The following is a 24116-nucleotide window of genomic DNA, read 5'->3' as shown; positions in this document are numbered from 1 at the left end:
TCCGCTCGCGCGGACGGGCGTGCCCGCTCGCCCGAGGCGTCGGCGAGGCAGGGGGATGGCGCAGTGGGGTGGCGCAGGACGCGCCGGGAGGGCCGGGTCAGACGACCGTCGGCACCGGCTGGTTGAGCGGCACGACGACAGGCGCGGCACCGGTCGAGCCGCGCACGATGAGCTCGGGGTGGAACTTGAGCTCCATGCGCGAGGCCGGGGTGCCGTTGATCTCCGCGACGAGGGCGGAGACCGCGGCGTGCCCCATGGCCAGCACGGGCTGGCGCACGGTGGTCAGCGGGGGATCGGTGAAGGCGATCAGCGGAGAGTCGTCGAAGCCGACGACGGACAGGTCGTCCGGCACCTCGAGCCCGCGCGAGCGGGCGGCGCGGATCGCGCCGAGCGCCATGAGGTCCGATCCGCACACGATCGCGGTGTGACCCGACGCGATGAGCTCGAGCGCCGCCGCCTGACCGCCCTCGACCGTGAACAGCGTCGAGACGATGTGCGGTGCGGCGTCCTCGATCCCGAGGTGGCGCTGCAGGTTGTGGGCGAACGCGACCTTCTTGCGCTGCGCCGGGACGAACCGGTCGGGCCCGATCGCGAGGCCGATGGACCGGTGACCGAGCGAGACCAGGTGGCGGAACGCGAGCTCGAGCGCGGCCTCGTCGTCGGTCGAGACGAACGGCGCGTCGACGCCTTCGGCGAAACCGTTGACGAGCGCGATCGGCATGCCGCGGCTGCGCAGCCGGTGGTAGCGCTCCTTGCTGGCGGACGTGTCCGCGTGCAGGCCGGAGACGAACACGATGCCGGCGACGCCGTGCTCGAGGAGCATCTCGACGTACTGGTCCTCGGTGGTGCCGCCGGGGGACTGGGTGCACAGCAGCGGCGTGTACCCGCGCTCGGTGAGCATCGACTCGATCACCTGCGCGAACGCGGGGAAGACCGGGTTGGCGAGCTCGGGCACGACGAGGCCGACGAGGCCGGCCGAGCGCGTGCGCAGCTTCTCCGGGCGCTCGTACCCGAGGACGTCCAGCGCGGCGAGCACCGCCTGCCGTGCCTGAGCGGACACGCCGTGCTTGCCGTTCAGCACGCGCGACACGGTGGCCGTGCTGACGCCGGCCTGCTCCGCGAGATCCGTCAGACGGGTACGCACGGGGGGCAGCGTAGGGGACACCGGACCTCCTCGTCCTCGGCCGTTCGTGTGTCGAGCGGCCTCGGGCGCCCCTGGGACGCCCTCTGCAACTGTTGCCTGAAAGTTACCGTAACGACTTGCAGCCACGGTTGCAACGACGTTAGCGTCGGCTCATCAGGCCAGAGTCGGTGGGGTGCGGCGCATCGTCCGGTCTCTGGGCAACGCCACCACGACACCAGGAGATAACGACGATGCGACGGAGCATCCCGGCCTTCGCGGCCGTACTCGGACTCGCCTTGACCCTCACCGCGTGCGGCAGCGACTCGGACGGCGGCACCGCCGAGACCACCGCTCCCGCCGGCGGCGAGGAGACCACCGCTCCCGCGCTGACCGGGACGCTGACGATGTGGGTCGACGAGACCCGCATCGACGTGATGAAGCCGATCGTCGAGCAGTTCCAGACCGAGACCGGCGTCAAGGTCGACCTCGTGCAGAAGGTGTCCGGCGACATCCGTACCGACTTCGTCTCGCAGGTCCCGACCGGCGAGGGCCCGGATGTCATCATCGGCGCGCACGACTGGACCGGTGAGTTCGTCAACAACGGCGTCGTCGCCCCCATCCAGCTCGGCGACAAGGCCGAAGAGTTCTCGACGTCGGCCGTGCAGGCCTTCACGTACGACGGCCAGATCTACGGCGCCCCGTACGCGATCGAGAACATCGCGCTCGTCCGGAACAACGCGATCCTGCCCGAGACCAAGGCGACGACGTTCGACGAGCTGGTCGCCGAGGGCAAGGCCGCCGGCAAGACCTACTCCGTGCTGATCCAGCAGGGTGACCAGGGCGACGCGTACCACCTGTACCCGCTGCAGACCTCGTTCGACGCCCCGATCTTCACGCAGGACGCCGACGGCTCGTACACGAGCGAGCTCGGCCTCGGCGGCGAGAACGGCGACAAGTTCGCGACCTACCTGCAGAAGCTCGGCCAGGAGAAGGTCCTCGACCCCGCCCTCGGTGGCGACCAGGTCAAGGAGGCCTTCCTCGCGGGTGAGTCGCCGTACATCGTGACCGGTCCCTGGTACACGACCGAGTTCACGAACGCCGGTCTCGACATCTCCGTCCTGCCGGTCCCGAGCGCGGGTGGCTCCGAGGCCAAGCCGTTCGTCGGCGTGCAGGGTGCCTTCATCTCGGCGAAGTCGAAGAACCCGGTCCTCGCGAACGAGTTCGTGACCAACTTCCTCACGACCGAGGCCGTCCAGACCGAGCTGTACAAGGCCGGCGGTCGACTGCCGGCGCTCAAGACCGCTGCGGCCAAGGTCGACGACCCGGTGCTCGCCGGCTTCAACGAGGCCGGCGCGACCGGCGCCCCCATGCCGTCCATCCCGGAGATGGGTGCCATGTGGCAGTTCTGGGGCACGACCCAGGTGCAGATCATCGGCGGTCAGGCGACCGACCCGGCCGGTGCCTGGAACACGATGGTGACCAACATGCAGGGCGCCATCGACTCCGCGTCCTGATGACAGCGGCCGCCCGTACCGCCGTCCACGGCGGTGCGGGCGGCCGTTCACGCCCCTGCCCACAGCGGGGGCGCCCCCCACACTGCTCGTGGTCGCCGCCTGCCTGAGCGCAGGGTCGCGCGCCGGAGCAGACTGCACACATCGGCGTCCGACGGCGGGCGCCGCCGCGGAGGACACCCATGTCGCAGCAGACGATCGTGCCCGACAGCGAGCACGCACCCCCCGACTCCCCACCCGGCGACGCGCGGCCCACGCGCGGCGACTCGTCGCCCGCCCGCAACTTCGGCAAGGGCTTCCTGGTCAAGCTCGCGATCGTGGCCCTCATCGACGCGGTCGGCCTGTACGGCATCCTCACGGCGATCGCCGTCGAGCAGTGGGCCATCATGGCCTTTCTCGCGCTCGCGCTCGTCGCCGTCAACTGGATCTACTTCTCGCGGCGGACGCTGCCGGCCAAGTACCTGCTGCCGGGGCTCCTCTTCCTGCTCGTCTACGTCGTGTTCACCGCGGCCTACACGGGCTACGTCGCCTTCACCAACTACGGCGACGGCCACAACTCCACCAAGCAGGACGCGGTCGCCGCGATCCTCGCGCAGAACGAGCAGCGGGTGGAGGGCTCGGCCGCCTTCCCGCTGACCGTCCTGAGCCGCGACGACCAGCTGGCCTTCGCGATCGTGCGCGACGGCGAGGCGCTCGTCGGGACGGCCGAGGACCCGCTCGCCCCCGCGCAGGGCGCGAAGGTCGAGGCCGACCGGGTCACCGAGGTCCCCGACTGGCAGGTCCTGGGCTTCGCGGAGATCGCCCAGCGTCAGCAGGAGATCGTCGGGCTGCGCGTCCCCGCGTCCGACGACCCCGCGGACGGGTCGCTGCGCACGCAGGACGCCTCGACCGGGTACCTCTACGAGTCGGTCATGGCGTACGACGAAGACGCCGACACCATGACGAACACGCAGACGGGCGTCGTCTACTCACCGAACGAGCACGGTCAGTTCCAGGCGGAGGACGGCTCGACGATCTCGCCCGGGTGGCGCGTCACGGTCGGCTTCGAGAACTTCACGCGCGCGTTCAGCGACGACCGGCTGCGCGGCCCGTTCATCGAGATCTTCCTGTGGAACTTCGCGTTCGCGCTGTTCTCGGTGCTCTCGACGTTCGTGCTCGGCCTGTTCCTCGCGGTCGTGTTCAACGACCCGCGCGTGCGTGGCCGCAAGCTGCTGCGCGCGCTGCTGATCCTGCCTTACGCGGTGCCGGCGTTCCTGTCCGCGCTGGTGTGGAAGGGCATGCTCAACACGCGCAGCGGCTTCCTCAACCAGGTGATCCTCGGCGGCGCCGACATCGGCTGGCTGTCCGACCCGTGGCTCGCCAAGCTCTCGGTGCTCGGCGTCAACCTGTGGCTCGGCTTCCCGTACATGTTCATCGTCTGCACGGGTGCCCTGCAGTCGATCCCGTCCGACGTCTACGAGTCGGCGCGCATGGACGGGGCCAAGCCGTGGCGGCTCATGCGCTCGATCACGCTGCCGCTGCTCATGGTCTCGGTCGCGCCGCTTCTGGTGGCCTCGTTCGCGTTCAACTTCAACAACTTCTCGTTGATCTACATGCTCACGGGCGGTGGCCCCAACTTCGTGGGCACGCCGGTCGTGATCGGGCACACGGACATCCTGATCTCGATGGTCTACTCCATCGCCTTCGAGAGCGGGCTCAAGCAGTACGGCTTCGCGAGCGCGTTGTCGATCCTGATCTTCCTGCTGGTCGGTGCGATCTCCTGGTGGGGCTTCCGCCGTACGCGTCGTCTCGAGGAGCTGTGATGACCACCCAGACCGCACGGGCCACGTCGACCAAGGCCGCCGGCACCGGGCTGCGCCCCAGCGGGACCCGGGGACGTCGCTGGTGGCGCGAGGTGTCGTGGCGCTACCTCGTCGCCGTCGTGATGATCGTCGTGTGCGTGACGCCGCTGCTGTACGTCATCTCGGCGTCGCTCAACCCGGGCGGCACGCTCGTCGGCTCGAACGACCTGTTCCGGACCGTCTCGGGGGAGAACTTCGCCGAGCTCGAGGCCCGCGGGTTCTGGGGCTGGCTCGGCAACTCCCTGGTCGTGTGCACCGTCACGGCGATCGGCACCGTGCTCATGGGCGCCGCGGCCGCGTACGCGTTCTCGCGGTTCCGGTTCAAGGGCCGTGAGCAGGGGCTGACGGGCCTGCTCCTCGCGCAGATGTTCCCCCAGACGCTCGCGTTCGTCGCGATCTTCCTGCTGCTCCTCACGCTCAAGGACGTGTTCCCGGCCCTGGGCCTGGACAGCCTCCTGGGCCTGATCTGCGTGTACCTGGGCGGCGCGCTCGGCGTGAACACGTTCCTCATGTACGGGTTCTTCAACTCGATCCCGCGTGAGCTCGACGAGGCGGCCAAGATGGACGGCGCCACCCACACGCAGATCTACTGGACGATCATCCTGCGCCTGGTCACGCCGATCCTCGCGGTCGTCGGGCTGCTGTCGTTCATCTCGTCCTTCGGTGACTTCCTCATCGCCAAGGTCGTGCTGCAGCGGTCCGAGAACTGGACGGTGGCAGTCGGGCTCTACTCGCTCGCCGCCGACGAGCGCACCGCACCGTGGGGCGTGTTCGCGGCGGGCGCCGTGATCGCGGCCGTGCCGGTGGTGCTGCTCTTCCTGTTCCTGCAGAAGTACATCGTCGGCGGCCTGACGGCGGGCTCGGTCAAGGGATGACTGATCGGCCCGTGGCGCACGGGCCCGTGGTGCTGCTCGACGCGCCGCACCACGACGGCGCCGAGCTCTACGTCGACCGCGCGACCCCGCGGCTCGGGGACGTCGTACCCGTCCGGGTGCGCGTCCCCGCGTCGCGTGGCGAGCGTGGCGTGCACGTGCGCGTCGTCCGCGACGGCGAGCCACGGTTCGTGCCCGCACGCCTCGAGCGGGCGGACGCGCACGAGCGCTGGTACGTCGCGGACGTCGTGGTGCACAACCCTGTGACGCAGTACCGCTTCCTGCTCGACGAGCCGGACGGCTACCGCTGGCTCGACGGCCGGGGCCTGCACGCGCGGGACGTCACGGACGGGTCGGACTTCCGGCTCACGGTGCACGCACCGGCGCCGCGCTGGCTCGACGACGCCGTGGTCTACCAGGTGTTCCCGGACCGGTTCGCCCGCTCGTCGGGCCACGACGGACCGCCGGCCGGCCCGCTGCCGGACTGGGCTCTCCCCGCGGACTGGTCCGACGAGCCGATCGGGTCCGGCCCGGGCGTCGCGCAGCAGCTGTTCGGCGGCGACCTGCCCGGCATCGAGTCGCGGCTGGACCACCTGCAGCGCCTCGGGGTCGACACCCTGTACCTGACGCCGGTGTTCCCCGCGCGGTCCAACCATCGCTACGACGCCACGAGCTTCGCGCACGTCGACCCGCTGCTGGGCGGCGACGCGGCGCTGGCCTCGTTGTCCGGCGCGCTGCACGCGCGCGGGATGCGCGTCGTCGGGGACCTCACCACGAACCACACCGGAGCGGGGCACGAGTGGTTCACGCGGGCACGCGCGGACCGCACGAGCCCCGAGGCGGCGTTCTACTACTGGACCGACGAGCACCCCGGCTACGTCGGGTGGCTCGAGCACGCGTCCCTGCCCAAGCTCAACTACTCCGCGGCCGGGCTCGCCGAGCGCATGATCACCGGCGAGGGCTCCGTCACCGCGCGCTGGCTGCGTCCGCCGTTCGACCTGGACGGCTGGCGGATCGACGTGGCCAACATGACCGGGCGCTACCGCGACGACGACCACACGCACGCGGTCGCGCGCGCCCTGCGCGCGACCATGTCGGACCTCAACCCCGACGCCGTGCTGGTCTCGGAGCACTTCCACGACGCCGCGGACGACCTGGACGTCGGCGGCTGGCACGTCAACATGAACTACTCGGCGTTCACGCGTCCGCTGTGGACCTGGCTCGTGGCGCCCGGGTCGACGCTGCCGTTCATGGGCATGCCGGTGTCGGTCCCGCGGGCCGGGGGAGCGGCGATGGTCGCGACCATGCGTGACTTCGACTCGACCGTCCCGTGGTCGGTGACGCGGCACCAGTGGAACCTGCTCGGGTCGCACGACACGGCGCGGATCCGCACGGTCACCGGCTCGCGCGAGCGCGTCGAGGTCGCCGCGGGCTTCCTGCTCACGTACCCGGGCACGCCCGTCATCTGGGCGGGCGACGAGGGTGGCCTCACCGGCACCAACGGCGAGCACGGCCGCGTGCCGATGCCGTGGGCGCGGATCGACGGCGAGCCCGGTGCGAGTGGCGCGGCGTGGGACGCAGCGACGTTCGACGTGTACCGCTCGCTCATCGCGCTGCGGCGCTCCTGCCGGGCGCTGCGCGAAGGGGGTCTGCGCTGGGCGTTCGTGGACCGCGACGCGGTGGGCTACCTGCGGGAGACGCACGACGAGCGCGTGCTCGTCGTCCTGGCGCGCGACGCGTGGGACGGCGTGCGACTGCCGCTGCCGGCGCACGACGCCGAGAACCTCTACGGCGGGGCGCGCCTGGACGTGACCGCAGAGGCGGTCGTCGTGCCGGCGGCGCACGGGCCGTCTGTGCAGGTCTGGCGGCTGGGCTGAGCCGCAACGGGCGTGCGGGTGCGTAGGCTTGGCGCGATGACCATGCTCGAGCACCTCGACGTCGACGGCTACGTCGACGTCGACCGCGAGCGCTGGGTCCCCGAGTCGGCGAAGTCCAAGGGGCGCACGCCGTTCGAGCGCGACCGGGCGCGTCTCGTGCACTCCTCCGCGCTGCGTCGGCTCGGCGCCAAGACGCAGGTGCTCGGCCCCTCGTCGGACGACTTCGTACGGACGCGCCTGACGCACACGCTCGAGGTCGCACAGGTGGGCCGCGAGATCGGGAAGGCGCTCGGCTGCGACCCGGACGTCGTCGACACCGCGTGCCTCGCGCACGACCTGGGGCACCCCCCGTTCGGCCACAACGGCGAGCGCGCCCTGGCGGCGCTCGCGCGCGACGTCGGCGGGTTCGAGGGCAACGCGCAGACGTTGCGTCTGCTCACGCGTCTCGAGCCGAAGGTCGTGGCCGACGACGGGCGCTCGGTCGGGCTGAACCTCACGCGCGCGTCGCTCGACGCGTCGGTCAAGTACCCGTGGCGGTACCTGCAGGGGCCGGTGAGCGCGGCGAGCGGCCGGCCGACGCACAAGTTCGGCGTCTACGAGGACGACCTGCCCGTGTTCGAGTGGCTGCGCCGCGACGCGCCGCCCGGGCGCAAGTGCCTCGAGGCGCAGGTCATGGACCTCGCGGACGACATCTCGTACTCGGTGCACGACGTCGAGGACGCGATCGTCGGCGGGCGCCTCGACCTCGCGGTGCTGTCGCAGCCCGACGAGCGCGCGCGCGTCGTGGAGGCCGTGCAGACCTGGTACGGCGACGCGGTCGACGAGGCGGGGCTGCTCGCCGCGATGGACCGGCTGATCCACGCGCGCCTGTGGGCGCCGGGCTTCGACGGGTCACGCGGCGCGCTGGCGATGCTCAAGGATGCGACGAGCCAGCTCATCGGGCGGTTCGCGAAGGCGTCGCAGAAGGCCACCCGCAAGCAGTACGGGGACGGGCTGCTCACGCGGTACGCCGCCGACCTCGTCGTGCCGCTGACCACGCAGGCCGAGATCCTCGTGCTCAAGGGCCTCGCCGTCGCGTACGTCATGGCGCCGCGCGAGCTCGAGCCGCTCTACCACCGGCAGCGCGAGGTGCTCACCGACCTCGTGCGGATCATGGCGGACCGTGCGCCGCTCGCGCTCGAGCCGCCGTTCGCCGCGGACTGGGCGCAGGCGGCCGACGACGCGGCGCGGCTGCGGGTCGTGATCGACCAGGTCGCCTCGCTCACGGACGTCTCCGCGGCCGAGGCCCACGCCCGCCTCGTCCGCCCGCCACGCCACTGACCCCGCGCCACTGACCCCCGCGTCACTGACCCCCGCCGACCCAGCGTCCGCTCCGGCTTCGCGGTGCTGGAGCCGGAACGAGCGCTGTCTCGTGCTCCACCACCTCCGCCGACCCAGCGTCTGCTCAGGCGTCGCTGCGCTGGGCCGGAGTGATCGCTGGGTCGTCGTGCGCCCATCGATCGAGGCAGCGGGTGCTCCGGGCATTCGGGTGCGTGCCCGGAGCACCCGCTGGGTCGGGGGAGAGCGGTGTCCTGATGAGGGAGATTGCGCCGGATTCGGGCGGAATCGTTGACGCGTTTCACCCGGTCTGGCTAGCGTCTGTGGCGAGGGATTTGTGAATATCCCTTACTAAATACCGCACTTCCCATCGCACCGGGAGGCAAGGATGCAGCACCACGCAGGACACTCCGGCGACGCAGCCGGCACAGCACGCACGCTCCACCGACGACGACGCAGCGCGGTGGTCGCGCTCGCCGCCGCGGCGGCGCTCGTCGCGACCGGACTGGTCGCCGCACTGCCGGCCACGGCGGCCGGGACGTTCACCGCGACCTTCACGTCGGCGGGTGACTGGGGGACCGGTCACCAGGCGTCCGTGCAGGTCACCAACGGCACGACGAGCACGGCGTCGAGCTGGACGCTCGAGTTCGACCTGCCCGCCGGAACCGCGATCACGAGCGCGTGGGATGCGGACGTGACCCGCACCGGCAACCACTACAAGATCACCTCCAAGAGCTGGGCCGGCCCCTTCGCCCCGGGCGCCTCCCAGAGCTGGGGGTACGTCGGCAGCGGCCCGTTCGCGCAGCCCACCGGCTGCACGGTCAACGGTGCCACCTGCACCGGCGGGACCGTCCCGACGAACCCGACGACGAACCCGACCACCAACCCCACGACGAACCCGACCACCAACCCCACGACGAACCCGACCACCAACCCCACGACGAACCCGACCGCGAACCCAGGCGGCCGCAAGCTCGTCGGGTACTTCGCGGAGTGGGGGGTCTACGGGCGCAACTACCACGTCAACAACATCAAGACGTCGGGCAGCGCGTCGAAGCTGACGCACATCCTGTACGCGTTCGGGAACACGACGGGCGGTCAGTGCTCGATCGGTGACTCGTACGCCGCGTACGACAAGGCGTACACGGCCGACCAGAGCGTCGACGGCGTCGCGGACACCTGGGACCAGCCGCTGCGCGGCAACTTCAACCAGCTCCGCAAGCTCAAGGCCGCGAACCCGAACCTCAAGGTCATCTGGTCGTTCGGCGGCTGGACCTGGTCGAGCGGGTTCACCGCGGCGGCGGCGAACCCGACGGCGTTCGCGAGCTCGTGCTACTCGCTGCTCAACGACCCTCGCTGGGCGGGCCTGTTCGACGGCATCGACATCGACTGGGAGTACCCGAACGCGTGCGGCCTGAGCTGCGACTCGAGCGGTCCGCAGGCGTTCGACCGGGTCATCACGGCGCTGCGGAACAAGTTCGGCTCGAGCTTCCTCATCACGGCCGCGATCACGGCGGACGGCAGCAGCGGCGGCAAGATCGACGCGACCGACTACGCGACCGCGGCGACCAAGCTGAGCTGGATCATGCCGATGACGTACGACTACTTCGGCGCGTTCAACCCGCAGGGACCGACGGCGCCGCACTCGCCGCTCACGTCCTACCCGGGGATCCCGCAGGCCGGCTTCAACTCCGAGGACGCGGTGAACAAGCTCATCGCCAAGGGGATCCCGGCGAGCAAGATCCTGCTGGGCGTCGGGTTCTACGGCCGCGGCTGGACGGGCGTCACGCAGAGCGCACCCGGCGGCTCCGCGACCGGCGCCGCGCCCGGCACGTACGAGGCGGGGATCGAGGACTACAAGGTCCTGAAGAACCGCTGCCCGGCCACCGGGACGGTCGGCGGGACCGCGTACGCCAAGTGCGGCAACGAGTGGTGGAGCTACGACACCCCCGCGACGATCGCCACGAAGACCGCGTGGGCCAAGAGCAAGGGCCTCGGCGGGGCGTTCTTCTGGGAGCTGTCGGGTGACACGAGCAACGGCGAGCTGATCTCGGCGCTCAAGTCGGGCATCAGCTGATCGGACGGCGCAGCGAGGGGGTCGGCGCCCGCGGGCGTCGGCCCCCTCGTCGTCCGGTCCGCCGGCTGGTCGTCGGCCCGCTAGCCCGCCGTCGCGAGGTCGGGTCGCCGCCTCACCCGCCCGGGCGTCGGGACGACGACCTGGACGACCTAGACTCCAGGCGTGGCGGGACGCATCCGACGGGAGGACGTGGAGGCGGTCCGCGAGCGTGTGCGGATCGAGGAGGTCGTCGGCGCGCACGTCCAGCTCAAGACGGCGGGCGTCGGTTCGCTCAAGGGCCTGTGCCCGTTCCACGACGAGCGGTCGCCGTCCTTCCACGTGCGGCCCCAGGTGGGGCGCTACCACTGCTTCGGGTGCGGCGAGGGCGGCGACGTCATCGACTTCGTCACCAAGGTCGACGGCCTGGGCTTCGCGGAGGCCGTCGAGTACCTCGCTGGGCGCGTGGGCGTGCAGCTCCGGTACGAGGAGGGCGGCCCGACGAGGCCTGCCGAGGAGCCGGGACGCCGCCGTCGTCTGATCGAGGCGCACAAGGTCGCCGAGGAGTTCTACCGCGAGCAGCTCGCGACCCCGGGCGGCGCGGCCGGTCGGCAGTTCCTCGCGGAGCGCGGCTTCGACCGGACCGCCGCCGAGCAGTTCGGCGTCGGGTTCGCGCCGACCGGGTGGGACGCGCTGCTCAAGCACCTGCGTGGCCGGGGGTTCACCGAGCCCGAGCTGATCGCGTCGGGACTCGTGAGCCAGGGCCAGCGCGGCGTCTACGACCGGTTCCGCGGACGGCTCGTCTGGCCCATCCGCGAGGTGACGGGCGAGACGATCGGCTTCGGTGCCCGCCGGCTGTTCGACGAGGACAACGGCCCGAAGTACCTCAACACCCCCGAGACGCCGCTGTACCGCAAGTCGCACGTCCTCTACGGGCTCGACCTCGCCAAGCGCGAGATGCAGCGCGACAAGCGCGTGGTCGTCGTCGAGGGCTACACCGACGTCATGGCGATGCACCTGTCGGGCATCGGCACCGCGGTCGCGACGTGCGGCACGGCCTTCGGCTCGGACCACACCCGCATCGTGCGCCGGCTCATCGGCGACTCGGGGGCGAGCAGCGGCGTGCAGCTCGCGACGGGCACGTCGGTGGGCGGCGAGGTGATCTTCACGTTCGACGGCGACGAAGCGGGCCAGAAGGCCGCGTTGCGCGCGTTCGGTGAGGACCAGACGTTCGCCGCGCAGACGTTCGTCGCGGTCGAGCCCAGCGGCATGGACCCCTGCGAGCTGCGCCAGAGCCGCGGGCCCGACGCCGTGCGCGCGCTCGTGGCCGGACGTCAGCCGCTGTTCGCGTTCGTGCTGCGCGCGACCCTCCGCTCGTACGACCTGGCCACCGCGGAGGGCCGCGTCGCCGCCCTGCGCAGCGCGGCGCCGGTCGTCGCGGGCATCCGTGACGCTGCCCTGCGGCCCGAGTACACGCGGCTGCTCGCGGGATGGCTGGGCATGGAGGACCTGGCGACCGTGCAGCGAGCGGTCGACGGCGCGCGTGGTCGTGGGGGAGCGGCGGGCCGCGCACCGACGAGCGGTGGCCGGCCGGCCGGTGCCACGGAGCGCCCCGCGCGGACCCAGCGGCCCGGACCCGTCGACCCCGTGCTCGCGGTCGAGCGCACCGCGCTCGAGGTCGTGCTGCAGGCGCCCGCGCTCGTGCCGGCGGAGTTCGACGAGCTCGGCAGCGACGCGTTCGCTGCCCCCGCGCACCGCGCCGTGCACGAGGCGATCCGTGCGGCAGGCGGCGTGACCGCCGGGCGCGCGTCGGTCGGTGAGGACGGTAGCTCGACGGCATGGGTCGGTGCCGTGCTCGACGAGGCGGCCGAGGCGGTGCGCCCGCTCGTCACCGAGCTCGCGGTCGCCCCGGTCCCCGAAGACCGTCCCGAGGCGGTCGGCGACTACGTGCGCGGCGTGGTGCTGCGCCTGGTGGAGATGGGCTTCACGCGGCACATCGCCGAGCTGCGCGGGCGGCTGCAGCGCATGGACGCGACGGCCGACCCTGCGGGCTACCAGGCTGCCTTCGCCGAGCTCGTCGCGATCGAGGGACGCCGCCGCAACCTGCGCGAGAGCGTCTGACCCCCCGAGCGAGCCCGCCCGCCGCCCTACGACGCTCGCGCGCCTGGGTGCTCGGCGCCCGGATGCTCGGCGACCAGATGCTCGTCACCTGGCTGGTCAGGCGACAGGACGCTCGGGCGCTCAGAGGAGCGCGCGCAGCCCGCCGTCGTCGTCGGCGTCCATGAGGCCGTCGACCGTCGCCGTCACCGTCATCGAACGCAGCGTCAGCGCACCGCCGTACGACGACAGGAAGGCCGTGTCCGTGGCGTCGCGGCCGGTCGCGATGCGCAGCATCCCCTCGCGCGGCGCGAGCCGCGTCGCGTCCAGCAGGTGCCACGCGCCGTCGACGTACGCCTCGGCGACCGCATGGAAGTCCATGGGCTTGAGCCGGGGCGCGTACACGGAGACCAGTCGCGCGGGCATGTCGCACGCCCGCAGCAGCGCCACGACGAGGTGCGCGAAGTCGCGGCACACGCCGCGCCGCTTGAGCAGCGTGTCGGTCGCGCCGTCGGTCGGCAGGCTGCTGCCCGACAGGTAGGTCACGTGCGCCGAGACCCACGCCACCACGGCGTGCACCAGATCGGCGCCCGCGAGCCCGCGGAACTGGTCGCGCGCGAAGGCCAGGAGCCGGTCGGACTCGGCGTACCGGCTCGGTTGCCGGTACTCGACGAGGTCCAGGTCCTCGACCGGTGCGGGTGCGGCCAGACCGCTCACCGACGCCTGGTAGTCCACGACGACCCGACCGGTCGGAGCCTGCACGTGGTGGATGCGGCCGCCGTGCCCCGCCTTGATCTCGACCACGTCGAGCGGGCCGTCCTCGTGCCGCACCGTGAGCAGCTCGGAGCGGTCGTAGGCGCCGTCGGCGACGGCGACGGCGAGGTACAGCTCGAGGGGGCTGCGCACGTCGAGAGACAGGTGGCAGGAGACGGTGCGCAGCACGGCCGGTGGTCCATTTCCCCGGCTGTCGGTGGCCGGAACTCACGAGGGGGCAGCGCAAGTGTGGGGCTCGTCGGGCCGTTCGACAAGCCGGTCGGAGAAGCACACTGAAGGCGCAGGTCAGGGCCCCGTTCCTACCGGTCTGCCCCGGTGGTCCGACGACGCGACCGTGTCGTCGGGAGGTACCCGCGCGCCGCGCGCGGGCGGGCGGTCCGGCGCTCCTCTGCGGTCGCGGCCGACCACGTCCGCTGCCACGATCGGACCTGCGCCGGCGCCACCCCCGCCCGGCCTGCCCTTCTTGACCCGACGGGAGCCATCATGGCGAGCACCTCCGACCTGTCCCGTGCGACCCGGGACGCCTGGGCGACCGCCGCGCGCGCCGGCTACGCCGTGAGCGGCGTCCTGCACGCCCTGATCGGCCTGCTGGCGCTGCGGCTCGCGCTCGGCGACTCGGGGGCGTCCGCGGACCAGTCGGGCGCGCTGTCGACGGTCGCGGACGAGCCCATGGGTCGCGCGGCGCTGTGGGTCGCGGTGGTCGCCTTCCTCGCGCTCGCCGCCTGGCAGGTCGCGAAGGCCGCTCACGTCGGAGCGGCGCGCGACCGTGCGGGCTCGGGCACCGACCGCGTCAAGGCGATCGGGCGGGGCGTCGTCTATCTCGGGCTCGCTGCGGTGACCGTGGCCTGGGCGCGCGGCGGAGGCTCGTCGTCGTCGGGCGACACCCAGGGTCTGACGGCCGACCTGCTGTCCGCCCCGGCGGGACGGCTCCTCGTGGGGGCGCTCGGGCTGGCCGTGATCGGCGTCGGCGTCTACCACGTGGTCAAGGGCTGGCGTCGCACCTTCCTCGAGGACCTCGCGGGGCTGCCCAGCGGGCACGCCGGGCGGGGCACCCTGATCGCGGGCAGGGTCGGCTACATCGCGAAGGGTGTCGCGCTGGGGATCGTCGGCGGGCTGTTCGTGGCCGCGGCGTGGCACGCCGACGAGTCCGAGGCGACCGGGCTGGACGGCGCGATGCGCACGCTCAAGGAGGGCCCCGCCGGGCCCGTGCTCCTCACGCTCGTCGCGCTCGGCTTCGTCGCGTTCGGCGGGTACTGCTTCGTGCGCGCCCGGTACGGGCGGCTGTGAGTCCCAGCCAGGTCAGGCGCAGCGGCGCGTGCCTCAGCGTCGGCGGCGGAGCGCCTGGCGCAGCGGCGGCACGACGACGCCCTGCGCCGCGAGCTGTGCGCGCGTGCGTCGGCGGTTGAGCAGCACGCCCCAGACGCCCAGGGCCCACGGCACCAGCAGGGCGCTGAACGCCCAGCGGTACGCGTCCAGCGAGTAGGTCGTCGTGCCCGGGGGAGAGACCGCCTGGAGCACGACGCCGACCGCCAGCACAGCGCCGATCGTCGAGGTGAAGCCGCCCGTGTTGACGAACCCGGAGGCCGTCCCGAGCCGCCGCGGCTCGCTGTACGTCCGCGCGAAGTCCATCCCGACGAGCGAGACCGGACCACCGGCGCCGATCACGGCGACGAAGGCGAGCAGGTGCCACATCGGACGCGGGGTCGCCGGCACCAGGACCGTCACCCAGGCGGCGAGGGTCGCCACGCACGAGGCCAGGACGATCGACGTGCGACGCAGCGGGTGCCGACCCGTGACCCGCCCGACGACCGGCCCCGAGAGCATGGCGGTCAGGGTCAGGACCGTCAGCAGCAGCCCGGCCTCGGCGGTCGAGCGGCCCTGAGCCGTGACGAGGAACGGCACGCCCCACAGCAGCGAGACGACGTTGGCGCTGAAGGGCGTCGCGAAGTGGCTCCACCAGCCCAGCCGGGTGCCGGGCGGGCGCGACGCGGCGCGCACCGCCTGCGCGAACGACTCCGCCTCACGCGGGCCGGTCCGTGTCCCCGGCGGCTCCCGCACGCCGAGGAACGCCCCGACGGTCGCGAGCGCACCCACGCCCGCGAGCACGCAGAACGCCGGCGTCCAGCCCTGGTGGTGCAGCAGCCACGCGAGCGGGATCGCGGACGCGAGCTGACCCGACTGCCCGATCAGCCCCGTGAGCTGCACGAGCACCGGCACGCGACGCGGCGGGAACCACTGCGCCACGAGCTGCACCGCGGAGATGAAGATCCCCGCGTCGCCCGCGCCGATCAGCACGCGCGCGACGAGCGCGGCCGGGACGTCCTCCGCGAAGGCGAGGACGAGCTGGCCGACGGCCATCACGGCCGACCCGACGCCGATCACGACGCGCGCACCGAACCGGTCGAGCAGGCGCCCGGCGGGCAGCTGCATCGCGGCGTACACCGTGAGCTGCACGACCGAGAACAGGGACAGCGTGGTGGCGCTCAGGCCGAACCGGTCGATGGCCTCGACGCCCGCGACCCCCAGGGCGCTGCGGTGCAGGACCGCGACGAAGTAGGCGGCGACCGCGGCGACGTAGACGACCACCGCACGGTGCGACGACGCGCGCACGGGCTGCGGCACGCCGGACATGGGGTGGGAGGCTCCGTCTCGCGGAAGGGGTCGTCTCGACCCCGTGGGGCCGTCCCCAGCCTACGTCCAGGACGCCGATGCCCTCGTCGTCGCACGGGTCCGCCCGAGCACGACGAAGGCCCCGCCTGCGGTGGCAGGTCAGGGCCTTCTGGAGCTCCCCCGACTGGACTCGAACCAGTAACCCTTCGATTAACAGTCGAATGCTCTGCCAATTGAGCTACGGGGGATCGCGCTGCAGAACTCTAGCAGCCGAACGAGGTGCTCCCGACCACGCGTCAGTCGCGCAGGCCCGCCGACGCGCGCAGCGTGTCCTCGGCCTGGTCGACCGCGGAGGCGACCTCGGGGTCGGCCAGGTCGACGCCCTCGTCGGCGACGACCTGCGTGAACAGCTCGCCGTCCTCGTCGCGCCGCAACGCCACCCGGGCCTGGCCGCCGGTGGGCAGAGCGACCGTCGTGGCGTGCACCACAGACGACTGCACGCGCTCGCGGAACGTCTGCGCGAACCGCACCGAGGCGCGGTCGGTGTCGAACGTGAAGACGTCGGTGCCGCCCCAGACCCATCGCACGGACAGCGCGCGGGTGGTCGCGTCGAGCGAGCCGCGGTCGACGTCGGCCCACGGCGTGCGGGAGACGGCCTCGCCGTTCAGCACGTGGAGGGCGAGGCGGCTCGCGACCACGCGTCGGCCGTCCACGAGCGTCGCGGCGACGAGGACGCGGTCACCCCGTCGCAGGTCGACCCGGCGCCGGTCGTCGGTCGAGAGGGCACGAGAGGAGCGGAAGGCGGCCACCGGCTCACGGTACTCGCCGCGACGGTCCGGCCAGGTCACGCGCCGGTACTCTGGGCCCGCCCCGGGGCAGTAGCTCAGCCGGTCAGAGCAGCGGACTCATAATCCGTCGGTCGTGGGTTCAAGCCCCACCTGCCCCACCCGTGTGACCTGCACAGGTGACCGTCCGGTCGCCCCCGACGCGATCGGACGGGCAGCCGCTGGGCAGCAAGGAGGCTGCCCAGCGCCGGGGGCCATGACGTGCTTCGCGGGCCGACACGTAGGCGCGCCACGCGACCGTCTCGGCGGCCGGACCCGCACGTCCGGGTGAATGCGTCTGACCCGTTTTTGGAGGTGAGACGTGTCATCGCCGGACCAGGACCTGGGTCCCACCTCTGACGGGTCCGTCCGACTCGGGGGCGTTCCTCCTGATACCGGACGCCCGAATTTCACCCGAATGCCCGCGATCTCCCACGGCCGTGCTTCTTGCACACGTGTCCAGTTCAGGGCATAGTTCTCAGTTGTCAGCGACAACGGCAAACCCTCTGCAAGGAGGGGACGCAAAGCCACGGGGCCTACAGGGTCAGCCGAGCTACCGAACGACGAAGGAGAGCCCGAGATGGCGATCAGCACCCCCCAGTCCGAGACCCCCCTGCAGCAGGGCGCGCTGCTGACCCCTGGCGAGGTCGCGGTCCTGTTCCGCGTCGACCCGAAGACGGTCACGCGCTGGGCCCAGGCCGGCAAGCTGTCGGCCGTCCGCACGCTCGGCGGGCACCGCCGCTTCCACGAGGCCGAGGTGCGCCAGCTCCTCCAGGGCGTCCCGCAGCAGCGTTCGGGCGAGTGAGGTTGCGGGCTCAGCCTGCAACCAGCACGTCGACGTAAGGGCCGGTGACTCGTCACCGGCCCTTACGCATGCCCGGCTGGGGGCCGGGACGGTGGTCGGGCTTCAGCGGACCGTCGACAGGACGGCCGCGCGGACCTCGTCGAGCGAGCGGTCCGGCTGGAAGACGAGCCACTCGAGCCCGGCGACGAGCGCCGCACCGAACAGCGCCGCGGCGGTGAGCCGGGCGTCTCGTTCGGGCCACTCCTGCTCGATCACGCTCACGAGCGTCCCCATCGACTCCTCGCGCACCTGGCGGATCGACTCCTGCCACGCGCGTCCGGAACGGAACGTCTCGGCGACGACGAGCTTGGCGAAGTCCGGGTGAGCCCGGACCTGCTCGAGCAGGGCACCCAGCATGGCGTCGAGCGCCGCGCGGCCCTGCAGGCCGTCGCCCGCCGCACGAAGCGCGGCCGTGAGCCGCGTGACGCCCTCGGCGATGATCGCCTCGAACAGCCCCGACTTCGAGCCGAAGTTGTAGAAGACGCTGCCCTTGGCGACGCCGGCCGCGGCGGCGATCTCGTCGACCGACGTCGCGCCGATGCCGCGGTCGGCGACCAGCGCGAGCGCGGCGTCGACGATCTGGCGCCGGGTGTCCGTCATGGGGTGCAACCCTAGCGAGGGCTGTGCAGCGGCCGACGTCACTAGATCGCCAGCGCCGGGTGCAGACGGTCGAGCGTCCACGTGCGCATCCGGCCCGCGCGCCAGGCAGTGATCGTGAGCGACCCGAGCGCCACGAACGTCAGCACGGCGACCGAGACCCACAGGCGGGCGTCGAGCGTCCCCGTGATGACCTGGCGCAGACCGGTGACCGCGTAGCTCATCGGCAGGAACGGGTTGATCGCCCGGAAGAACGCCGGGGTCGTCTCGACCGGGTAGGTCCCGCCCGACGAGGCGAGCTGCAGCATGAGGAGCGCGAGGATCGCGACCTTGCCGGCGGCCGGGCCGAGCACCGCGGTGAGCATCTGCTGCAGCGCGAGGAACGCCGCAGCGACGAGCAGCGTGAAGCCGATCGTGCCGACCGCCGAGCTCAGGTGCAGCCCGAGCCCGTAGTGCACGACGCCGAGCATCACCGCGACCTGCGCGACACCGAGCGCCATCGCCGGCACGAACCCGGCGAGGGTGACCCGCCAGCCCGAGGCCGGCGTCGCGAGCGCGCGGGTGGGCAGCGGTCGTAGCAGGAGCCACGTGATGAGGGCGCCGACGAACAGCGCGAGCGGCAGGAAGAACGGCGCGAAGCCCTCGCCGAAGCCCTCGGCCCGGCTCACGTGGGTCTCGGCCACGCCGACGGGGGAGGCGATCGTGGCAGCGCGCGCCTCGGTCGCGAGGCCCGAGGGGATCGCCTGCTGGCCGTCGCCGAGGGCGTCGGCGAGGGTGCCGACCCCGTCGGTCAGCCGGCCCGAGCCGTCGGCGAGCCGGAGCGCGCCGTCGGCGAGCGTCGCCGTGCCGTCCGCGAGCGTGTGCGTCCCGTCCGCGAGCGTGCCCGAGCCGTCCGCGAGCCGGCCGGCGCCCGAGGCGAGCGTCTGAGACCCGTCGGCGAGCGACGCGACCCCCGCCGAGAGGCGTGCCGTGCCGTCGGCGAGCGCGGCCGCGCCCGCCGTGGCGGCTCCGGTGCCGTCGGTCAGCGAGCCGGTCCCGGTGGCCACGGCCTCGGTCCCGCCCGCGAGCGTGCCCGCGCCGGCCGCGAGCGTCCCGGCACCGTCGGCGAGGTTGTCGAGCCCCGTCGCGAGGTCGTGCGTGCCGGACGCGAGCCGCTGGGCGCCGTCCGACAGGGCGACGACCCCGGTCGCGAGGTCGGCGGCGCCGCTCGAGGCGTCGTCGGCGCCGTCGCGGAGCGTCGTGAGGCCGGCGGAGAGCGCCGCGAGGTCGTCGTCCGAGGGGAGCGAGCCCGCCTGGTTCGCGAGCCCGGCCAGCAGCTGTCCCGCCGTCGCGTCGCCCGCCTGCGCGCGAGCCGTCAGGTAGCCCGCGAGCTGCCCCAGCCCCGAGCGCAGGTCGGGCACCGAGCCCAGAACCGGCGTGAGCTCGTCCTCGAGCGCCGCGACGCCAGTAGCGAGCCGGGCCGTCCCGTCCCGGAGGCTGTCGGCACCCGACGACGCGGTGGCGAGGTTCGCGGCGAGCGTGCCCGCTCCGGAGTCGAGGGAGGCGGCGCCGTCGGCGGCGGTGCGCGCCGAGGTCGCGAGGGTCGAGGCGCCGCCCGCGAGGTCGCCCGCCCCGTCGGCCGCGGCGCGTGCACCCGCGGCGAGATCCCGAGCGCCCGAGTCGAGCGTGCCGAGACCGTCCGCGAGGTCGGCGGCGCCGCTCGCGGCGTCGCCCGCGCCGGCGGCCGCGCTGACCGCGCCCGCGGCCAGGTCGGCCGAGCCGGTCGCCAGGCGCGTCGCCCCGGCGTCGAGGTCGGCCGCGCCCGTGGCGAGCTGCTGCGCGCCGTCCGCCGACCGCTGCGCACCGTCCGCCACCTGCGTCGCGCCGTCGCCGAGGTCGCCGGCCGCGGTCCGCAGCGTCAGCGCGCCGTCGGCGGCCTGGGCGAACCCGTCGCGCGCGTCCCCGAGCCCGACGAGCACGCGGTCGACGGCCTGCTCGCCGACGGACGCCGAGACCGCCGCCTGCACCTGGGCCATCGCGCTGCGGCCGAGCGTCGAGGCGAGGAACGAGTTCGCGTCGTCGTACGTGACGAGGATCTGCGCGGCCGTGGGCGCGTCGCCCGAGGCCGAGGTGATGTCGCTCGAGAAGTCCTCGGGCACGGTCACCGCGAAGTAGTACGTGCCGTCGGCCACGCCGGTTGCGGCGGCGTCGGCGTCGGTGACCTGCCAGTCGAGGCCGCCCGCGCTCGTGAGCTGGTCGACCACCTCGTCGCCCGCGCGCAGCTCGCGGCCGTCGAGGGTCGCACCCTGGTCGGCGTTCACGAGCGCGACCGGGAGGCGGTCGAGGTTGCCCATCGGGTCCCAGAAGGCCCACAGGTAGAGCGCGCCGTAGAGCAGCGGGACGAGGACGATCGCGGCGATCGCGAGCCGTGGCAGGCGGCCGCGGCGGAACCGGCGTAGTTCGGTCCCGGTGCTGGTGAGGGCAGACATGAGGGGTCCTTCGGGGGGTGCGGGAGGCGGGTGTGCTCGCCGGTCAGGCGAGGTCGGGTGCGGGCACGGCGTGCGGGCCGGTGGCGAGAGTGACCTGCGTCGGTGTGGTGTGCCACGGTGTGCGCGCCACCTCGTCGAGCGAGGCGACGGACGCGACCACCGTGGTCCCTGCGGCGGTGAGCGCCTCGAGGCGCTGCCAGAGCGTCGCGCGCCGCGTGGTGTCGTGGACCTGGTCGACGTCGTCGACGACGACCAGGCGCGGACCCTGAGCCATGGCGAGGGTCACGCGCAGCAGGAGCGCGTCGACCTCGTCGAGGTCCCACAGCACGGACTCGACGCGCGGGAGGGGCCGCTCGCCGAAGACGGGCTCGGCCAGCGCGCGGAAGGTCCGCTGGTCCACGCGCGGCGCGCGGCGGTACCAGGGGGCGAGCCAGGCGAGGCGCTCGCGGACCACCTCACCGACCGTGACGCTCTCGTCCAGGTCGTCGATCCCGGCGAAGCCCGCCACGGCGGCCAGTCGCTGCACCGTGCGGCGCTCACGGGGCAGCGTGTGCCCGAGCACCTCGAGGGTCGCGTCCGCGTCCGGGACCATGCGGCCCGCGAGCGTCAGGAGCAGGCTCGAGCGACCCCCGCCCTGCGGGCCCTGCACGACCGTGAGCGCGCCCGCCGGGAGATCGAGGTCCACGGGCCCGTACACGACGCCGCGTCGGCCGTGCAGGCGCAACCCTCGCGCGACGACCGCCACGGGAGTCGCCAGGGAAGCCTCCGGTGGCGTCTCGAGGGCGGGTGCGAGCTCGAGCGTGTCGCGCACGGCACCCTCCTGCGGCTGGGCGGTGGCGGGGTCCTGCTGGTTCACGAGTCCTCCTGACTGACCGGTCAGTACAAACGATAGACCCGTCGGTCCTCGCACGGACCACCGCACGGCCTGTCTCGCTCGTCACAGCCGCGCGCGACGGCGGTGATCGGCGTGCCGGCGACGTGGACCGCGCCGACCTGGACGTGCGCGGCGTGCGAGGATTCTCGCCATGGCGATGCGAGAGATCCGGACTGTCGGCGACCCCGTGCTGCGCACCCCGTGCGACCCGATCACGACGATCGACGACCGCGTGCGCTCGCTCGTCGAGGACCTGCTGGAGACCGTCGACGCCGACGGCCGCGCGGGCCTGGCCGCCAACCAGATCGGCGTGGGGCTGCGGGCCTTCTCGTGGAACATCGACGACGAGATCGGCTACGTCCTGAACCCGCAGATCGTCGAGCTGTCCGAGGACGAGTACCAGGACGGCGACGAGGGCTGCCTGTCGGTCCCGGGCCTGTGGTACCCGACGCGGCGCGCCTGGTACGCGCGGGTCGTCGGCACGGACCTCGACGGCCGTGAGGTCGTCGTCGAGGGCACCGAGCTCATGGGGCGCTGCCTGCAGCACGAGGTCGACCACCTCGACGGCATGCTCTACCTCGACCGCCTCGAGCGCTCGGTCCGCAAGAAGGCGATGCGCGCGATCCGCGAGCAGCTCTGAGCCGCCCGGGGCGACCGCTCAGCGGTGCATGACGCGCCGTGAGAGCCGGTTCCCGATCGCCTGCGCGGCCTGCACGAGCAGGATGATCACGACGACCGTGATCCACACGACCGCGAAGTTCCAGCGCTTGTAGCCGTAGTCGAGCGCGAACGCCCCCAGCCCGCCGCCGTCGATGATGCTCGCGAGGGCGGACATGTCGACGACCGCGACGAACACGAACGTGTAGCCCAGGATCAGCGGGCCCAGCGCCTCGGGGACGAGCAGCGTGGAGATGATGCGCCAGCGCGTCGCGCCCGTCGCGCGAGCCGCCTCGATCAGGCCCGGGTCGATCGCGACGAGGTTCTGCTCGACGATCCGCGAGACGCCGAACGTCGCGGCGAACGACATCGCGACGACCATCGCGGTGCTGCCCAGGCGGGTGCCGAGCAGGGTCACCGTGACCGGGGCGATCACCATGAGCAGGATCAGGAACGGGATCGGGCGGAACACGTTCACGACGAGGTTGAGCACGAAGAACACGCCACGGTGCGCGAGTAGCCCGCCGCGGCGGGTCGTGTAGAGCGCGAGCCCCAGCGCGAGGCCCAGTGCGCCGCCGATGACGAGCGTCGCCCCCACCATGTAGAGGGTCTGGCCGAGGGACTCGACGAGCTTGGGGCCGTGGAACGACCAGTCGAAGCCCTGGCCGGCCTGCACGACGGGGATCATCGGACTTCCTGCACGGTGGTGACCTCGCGCAGCCGCGCGATGAGGTGGTCGACCGACGGGTCGGCACCTTGCAGCGCGAGCGTCAACGAGCCGAACGACCGGTCCTGGAGCGTGCCGATCCCGCCGTAGACGATCTCGAACGCCACCCCCAGCTCGCCCGCGGAGCCGAGCACCGCGCCGAGGGTGCTGCCGTCGAGCACGTCGGCCGTCACGATGCGGCCGTCGTGGTGGCGGCGCAGGCGCTCGAGGTCCGTGGCGCGGGGTCGGTCGTGCAGCACGGTCGAGACGAACCGCCGCGAGACCTCCGCGCGAGGCTGGGTGAAGACGTCGAAGACGGTCCCGAGCTCGGCCAGCCTGCCGTGCTCGAGCACGGCGACACGGTCGGCGATCGTGCGCACCACGTCGAGCTCGTGCGTGATGACGACGATCGTGACACCGAGCTCGGTGTTCACCTTGCGCAGCAGGCGCAGCACGTCCTGGGTGGTCTGCGGGTCGAGGGCGCTCGTGCACTCGTCGGCCAGCAGGATCGACGGCTGCGCGGCGAGGGCGCGAGCGATGCCGACCCTCTGCTTCTGACCCCCGGAGAGCTGGCTCGGGTGGTCGTGCGCGCGTGAGAGCAGGCCGACGAAGTCGAGCAGCTCGGCCACGCGGCGGTCCCGGTCTGCGCGGGGCCACCCCGCGACCTTGAGCGGGAACGCGACGTTGCCCGCGACCGTGCGCGACGCGAACAGGTTGAACTGCTGGAAGATCATGCCGATGTGCCGGCGCTTGAGCTCGAGCTCGCGCTCGGAGAGCCGGGTGACGTCGTCGCCGTCGACGACGAGCCGGCCCGAGGTGGCGCGTTCGAGCCCGTTGATCAACCGCACGAGCGTGCTCTTGCCCGCGCCCGAGTAGCCGATCACGCCGAACACCTCGCCGCGTTCGACGCTCAGGGAGATGCCGTCGACGGCACGGACCGGGCCGGACGGCGCCTCGAAGACCTTGGTGACCTCGTCGAGCTCGATGATGGGGGACATCGCGTACCTCTCGCAGGACGGACGTGTGTGCCGCGGGTCGCGGTGCGCGACGAGCAGGGGCTCGCGCGCACCG

General features: G+C 72.8%; 19 protein-coding genes, 2 tRNA genes and 1 riboswitch. Of the genes, 11 read left to right on the top strand and 10 right to left on the bottom strand.

The window, feature by feature from the left end:
• Positions 1–97: 97 nt before the first annotated feature.
• The gene (locus CGE01nite_RS05430; protein ID WP_141369476.1) at positions 98–1165 is read right to left on the bottom strand and encodes a LacI family DNA-binding transcriptional regulator; all 1068 of its coding nucleotides are present in this window, start codon (positions 1163–1165) and stop codon (positions 98–100) included.
• A 209-nt stretch (positions 1166–1374) separates the two neighbouring features.
• On the opposite strand from CGE01nite_RS05430, the gene CGE01nite_RS05425 reads away from it, so the two are divergent.
• From CGE01nite_RS05425 to dnaG, 7 genes are all read left to right on the top strand, one after another.
• Positions 1375–2637 (top strand): sugar ABC transporter substrate-binding protein, encoded by a 1263-nt coding sequence (locus CGE01nite_RS05425; protein WP_141369474.1) that lies wholly within the window; start codon positions 1375–1377, stop codon positions 2635–2637.
• Positions 2638–2816: 179 nt separating this feature from the next.
• The gene (gene malF / locus CGE01nite_RS05420) at positions 2817–4436 is read left to right on the top strand and encodes a maltose ABC transporter permease MalF (protein WP_048343099.1); all 1620 of its coding nucleotides are present in this window, start codon (positions 2817–2819) and stop codon (positions 4434–4436) included.
• Entirely contained in the window at positions 4436–5350 is a 915-nt protein-coding gene (locus CGE01nite_RS05415) for a sugar ABC transporter permease (RefSeq protein ID WP_082156360.1), read from the top strand. Before malF ends, CGE01nite_RS05415 begins: the two co-directional genes overlap by 1 nt.
• On the top strand, positions 5347–7224 hold the full coding sequence (locus CGE01nite_RS05410) for a glycoside hydrolase family 13 protein (RefSeq protein WP_141369472.1): 1878 nt from the start codon (positions 5347–5349) through the stop codon (positions 7222–7224). Before CGE01nite_RS05415 ends, CGE01nite_RS05410 begins: the two co-directional genes overlap by 4 nt.
• 36 nt (positions 7225–7260) lie before the next feature.
• Positions 7261–8544 (top strand): deoxyguanosinetriphosphate triphosphohydrolase, encoded by a 1284-nt coding sequence (locus tag CGE01nite_RS05405; RefSeq protein ID WP_048343097.1) that lies wholly within the window; start codon positions 7261–7263, stop codon positions 8542–8544.
• 385 nt (positions 8545–8929) lie between these two features.
• Entirely contained in the window at positions 8930–10618 is a 1689-nt protein-coding gene (locus tag CGE01nite_RS05400) for a glycosyl hydrolase family 18 protein (protein ID WP_141369470.1), read from the top strand.
• 162 nt (positions 10619–10780) lie between these two features.
• Positions 10781–12715, top strand: coding sequence for a DNA primase (gene dnaG, locus CGE01nite_RS05395; RefSeq protein WP_141369468.1), 1935 nt, complete (start codon positions 10781–10783; stop codon positions 12713–12715).
• Positions 12716–12835: 120 nt separating this feature from the next.
• On the opposite strand, the gene CGE01nite_RS05390 is transcribed toward dnaG, so the two are convergent.
• Positions 12836–13633 (bottom strand): transglutaminase-like domain-containing protein, encoded by a 798-nt coding sequence (locus CGE01nite_RS05390; RefSeq protein WP_048343094.1) that lies wholly within the window; start codon positions 13631–13633, stop codon positions 12836–12838.
• Positions 13634–13948: 315 nt separating this feature from the next.
• Here CGE01nite_RS05390 and CGE01nite_RS05385 point away from each other — a divergent pair, with 315 nt between their 5' ends.
• Positions 13949–14752: a DUF1206 domain-containing protein gene (locus tag CGE01nite_RS05385; protein ID WP_141369466.1), complete on the top strand. Its 804-nt coding sequence runs from the start codon at positions 13949–13951 to the stop codon at positions 14750–14752.
• A gap of 33 nt (positions 14753–14785) precedes the next feature.
• Here the strand turns inward: CGE01nite_RS05385 and CGE01nite_RS05380 are convergent, their stop codons facing one another.
• The 3 genes from CGE01nite_RS05380 to CGE01nite_RS05370 form a co-directional block, all read right to left on the bottom strand.
• Entirely contained in the window at positions 14786–16096 is a 1311-nt protein-coding gene (locus CGE01nite_RS05380; RefSeq protein ID WP_141369464.1) for an MFS transporter, read from the bottom strand.
• A gap of 154 nt (positions 16097–16250) precedes the next feature.
• Positions 16251–16323: transfer RNA gene (locus CGE01nite_RS05375), tRNA-Asn, on the bottom strand.
• 48 nt (positions 16324–16371) lie between these two features.
• A complete protein-coding gene (locus CGE01nite_RS05370; RefSeq protein ID WP_082156357.1) occupies positions 16372–16923 on the bottom strand; it encodes a hypothetical protein in 552 nt (183 codons plus the stop codon).
• Positions 16924–16947: 24 nt separating this feature from the next.
• Between CGE01nite_RS05370 and CGE01nite_RS05365 the strand changes: the two genes are divergently transcribed.
• Positions 16948–17021: transfer RNA gene (locus tag CGE01nite_RS05365), tRNA-Ile, on the top strand.
• 364 nt (positions 17022–17385) lie between these two features.
• Positions 17386–17460: riboswitch (cyclic di-GMP riboswitch) on the top strand.
• A 19-nt stretch (positions 17461–17479) separates the two neighbouring features.
• Positions 17480–17704, top strand: coding sequence for a BldC family transcriptional regulator (locus CGE01nite_RS05360; protein ID WP_048343071.1), 225 nt, complete (start codon positions 17480–17482; stop codon positions 17702–17704).
• A gap of 102 nt (positions 17705–17806) precedes the next feature.
• Here the strand turns inward: CGE01nite_RS05360 and CGE01nite_RS05355 are convergent, their stop codons facing one another.
• The 3 genes from CGE01nite_RS05355 to CGE01nite_RS05345 are packed head-to-tail and all read right to left on the bottom strand — an operon-like array spanning position 17807 to position 21664.
• Complete coding sequence (locus tag CGE01nite_RS05355) at positions 17807–18343, bottom strand: TetR/AcrR family transcriptional regulator (RefSeq protein ID WP_048343070.1); 537 nt, start codon at positions 18341–18343, stop codon at positions 17807–17809.
• A gap of 41 nt (positions 18344–18384) precedes the next feature.
• Entirely contained in the window at positions 18385–20808 is a 2424-nt protein-coding gene (locus CGE01nite_RS05350) for a YhgE/Pip domain-containing protein (RefSeq protein WP_141369462.1), read from the bottom strand.
• A 43-nt stretch (positions 20809–20851) separates the two neighbouring features.
• The gene (locus CGE01nite_RS05345) at positions 20852–21664 is read right to left on the bottom strand and encodes an ATP-binding cassette domain-containing protein (protein ID WP_174773420.1); all 813 of its coding nucleotides are present in this window, start codon (positions 21662–21664) and stop codon (positions 20852–20854) included.
• A gap of 169 nt (positions 21665–21833) precedes the next feature.
• Here CGE01nite_RS05345 and def point away from each other — a divergent pair, with 169 nt between their 5' ends.
• Entirely contained in the window at positions 21834–22322 is a 489-nt protein-coding gene (gene def, locus CGE01nite_RS05340; protein ID WP_048342106.1) for a peptide deformylase, read from the top strand.
• Between the two features lie 18 nt (positions 22323–22340).
• Here def and CGE01nite_RS05335 read toward each other — a convergent pair whose 3' ends face one another.
• Together CGE01nite_RS05335 and CGE01nite_RS05330 are read right to left on the bottom strand one after the other, a co-directional pair.
• Positions 22341–23027, bottom strand: a complete 687-nt coding sequence (locus CGE01nite_RS05335) for a methionine ABC transporter permease (RefSeq protein ID WP_141369460.1) — start codon at positions 23025–23027, stop codon at positions 22341–22343.
• Positions 23024–24043, bottom strand: coding sequence for a methionine ABC transporter ATP-binding protein (locus CGE01nite_RS05330; RefSeq protein ID WP_141369458.1), 1020 nt, complete (start codon positions 24041–24043; stop codon positions 23024–23026). The genes CGE01nite_RS05335 and CGE01nite_RS05330 overlap by 4 nt, the downstream gene beginning before the upstream one ends.
• Positions 24044–24116 lie beyond the last annotated feature (73 nt).

It is taken from the genome of Cellulomonas gelida (assembly GCF_006538725.1).
Classification (GTDB): domain Bacteria; phylum Actinomycetota; class Actinomycetes; order Actinomycetales; family Cellulomonadaceae; genus Cellulomonas; species Cellulomonas gelida.
Note: the sequence above shows the minus strand (reverse complement) of the source record. Positions and strands in the feature narration are given on the sequence as shown.

Bases quoted from the DNA above. Each gene is read 5' to 3' on its own strand.
- CGE01nite_RS05415 (WP_082156360.1), top strand. From the start codon at position 4,436: ATGACCACCCAGACCGCACGGGCCACGTCGACCAAGGCCGCCGGCACC.
- CGE01nite_RS05330 (WP_141369458.1), bottom strand. From the start codon at position 24,043: ATGTCCCCCATCATCGAGCTCGACGAGGTCACCAAGGTCTTCGAGGCG.
- CGE01nite_RS05405 (WP_048343097.1), top strand. From the start codon at position 7,261: ATGACCATGCTCGAGCACCTCGACGTCGACGGCTACGTCGACGTCGAC.
- CGE01nite_RS05380 (WP_141369464.1), bottom strand. From the start codon at position 16,096: ATGTCCGGCGTGCCGCAGCCCGTGCGCGCGTCGTCGCACCGTGCGGTG.
- CGE01nite_RS05335 (WP_141369460.1), bottom strand. From the start codon at position 23,027: ATGATCCCCGTCGTGCAGGCCGGCCAGGGCTTCGACTGGTCGTTCCAC.
- CGE01nite_RS05400 (WP_141369470.1), top strand. From the start codon at position 8,930: ATGCAGCACCACGCAGGACACTCCGGCGACGCAGCCGGCACAGCACGC.
- malF (WP_048343099.1), top strand. From the start codon at position 2,817: ATGTCGCAGCAGACGATCGTGCCCGACAGCGAGCACGCACCCCCCGAC.
- CGE01nite_RS05360 (WP_048343071.1), top strand. From the start codon at position 17,480: ATGGCGATCAGCACCCCCCAGTCCGAGACCCCCCTGCAGCAGGGCGCG.
- CGE01nite_RS05355 (WP_048343070.1), bottom strand. From the start codon at position 18,343: ATGACGGACACCCGGCGCCAGATCGTCGACGCCGCGCTCGCGCTGGTC.
- CGE01nite_RS05350 (WP_141369462.1), bottom strand. From the start codon at position 20,808: ATGTCTGCCCTCACCAGCACCGGGACCGAACTACGCCGGTTCCGCCGC.
- def (WP_048342106.1), top strand. From the start codon at position 21,834: ATGGCGATGCGAGAGATCCGGACTGTCGGCGACCCCGTGCTGCGCACC.
- CGE01nite_RS05410 (WP_141369472.1), top strand. From the start codon at position 5,347: ATGACTGATCGGCCCGTGGCGCACGGGCCCGTGGTGCTGCTCGACGCG.
- CGE01nite_RS05385 (WP_141369466.1), top strand. From the start codon at position 13,949: ATGGCGAGCACCTCCGACCTGTCCCGTGCGACCCGGGACGCCTGGGCG.
- CGE01nite_RS05425 (WP_141369474.1), top strand. From the start codon at position 1,375: ATGCGACGGAGCATCCCGGCCTTCGCGGCCGTACTCGGACTCGCCTTG.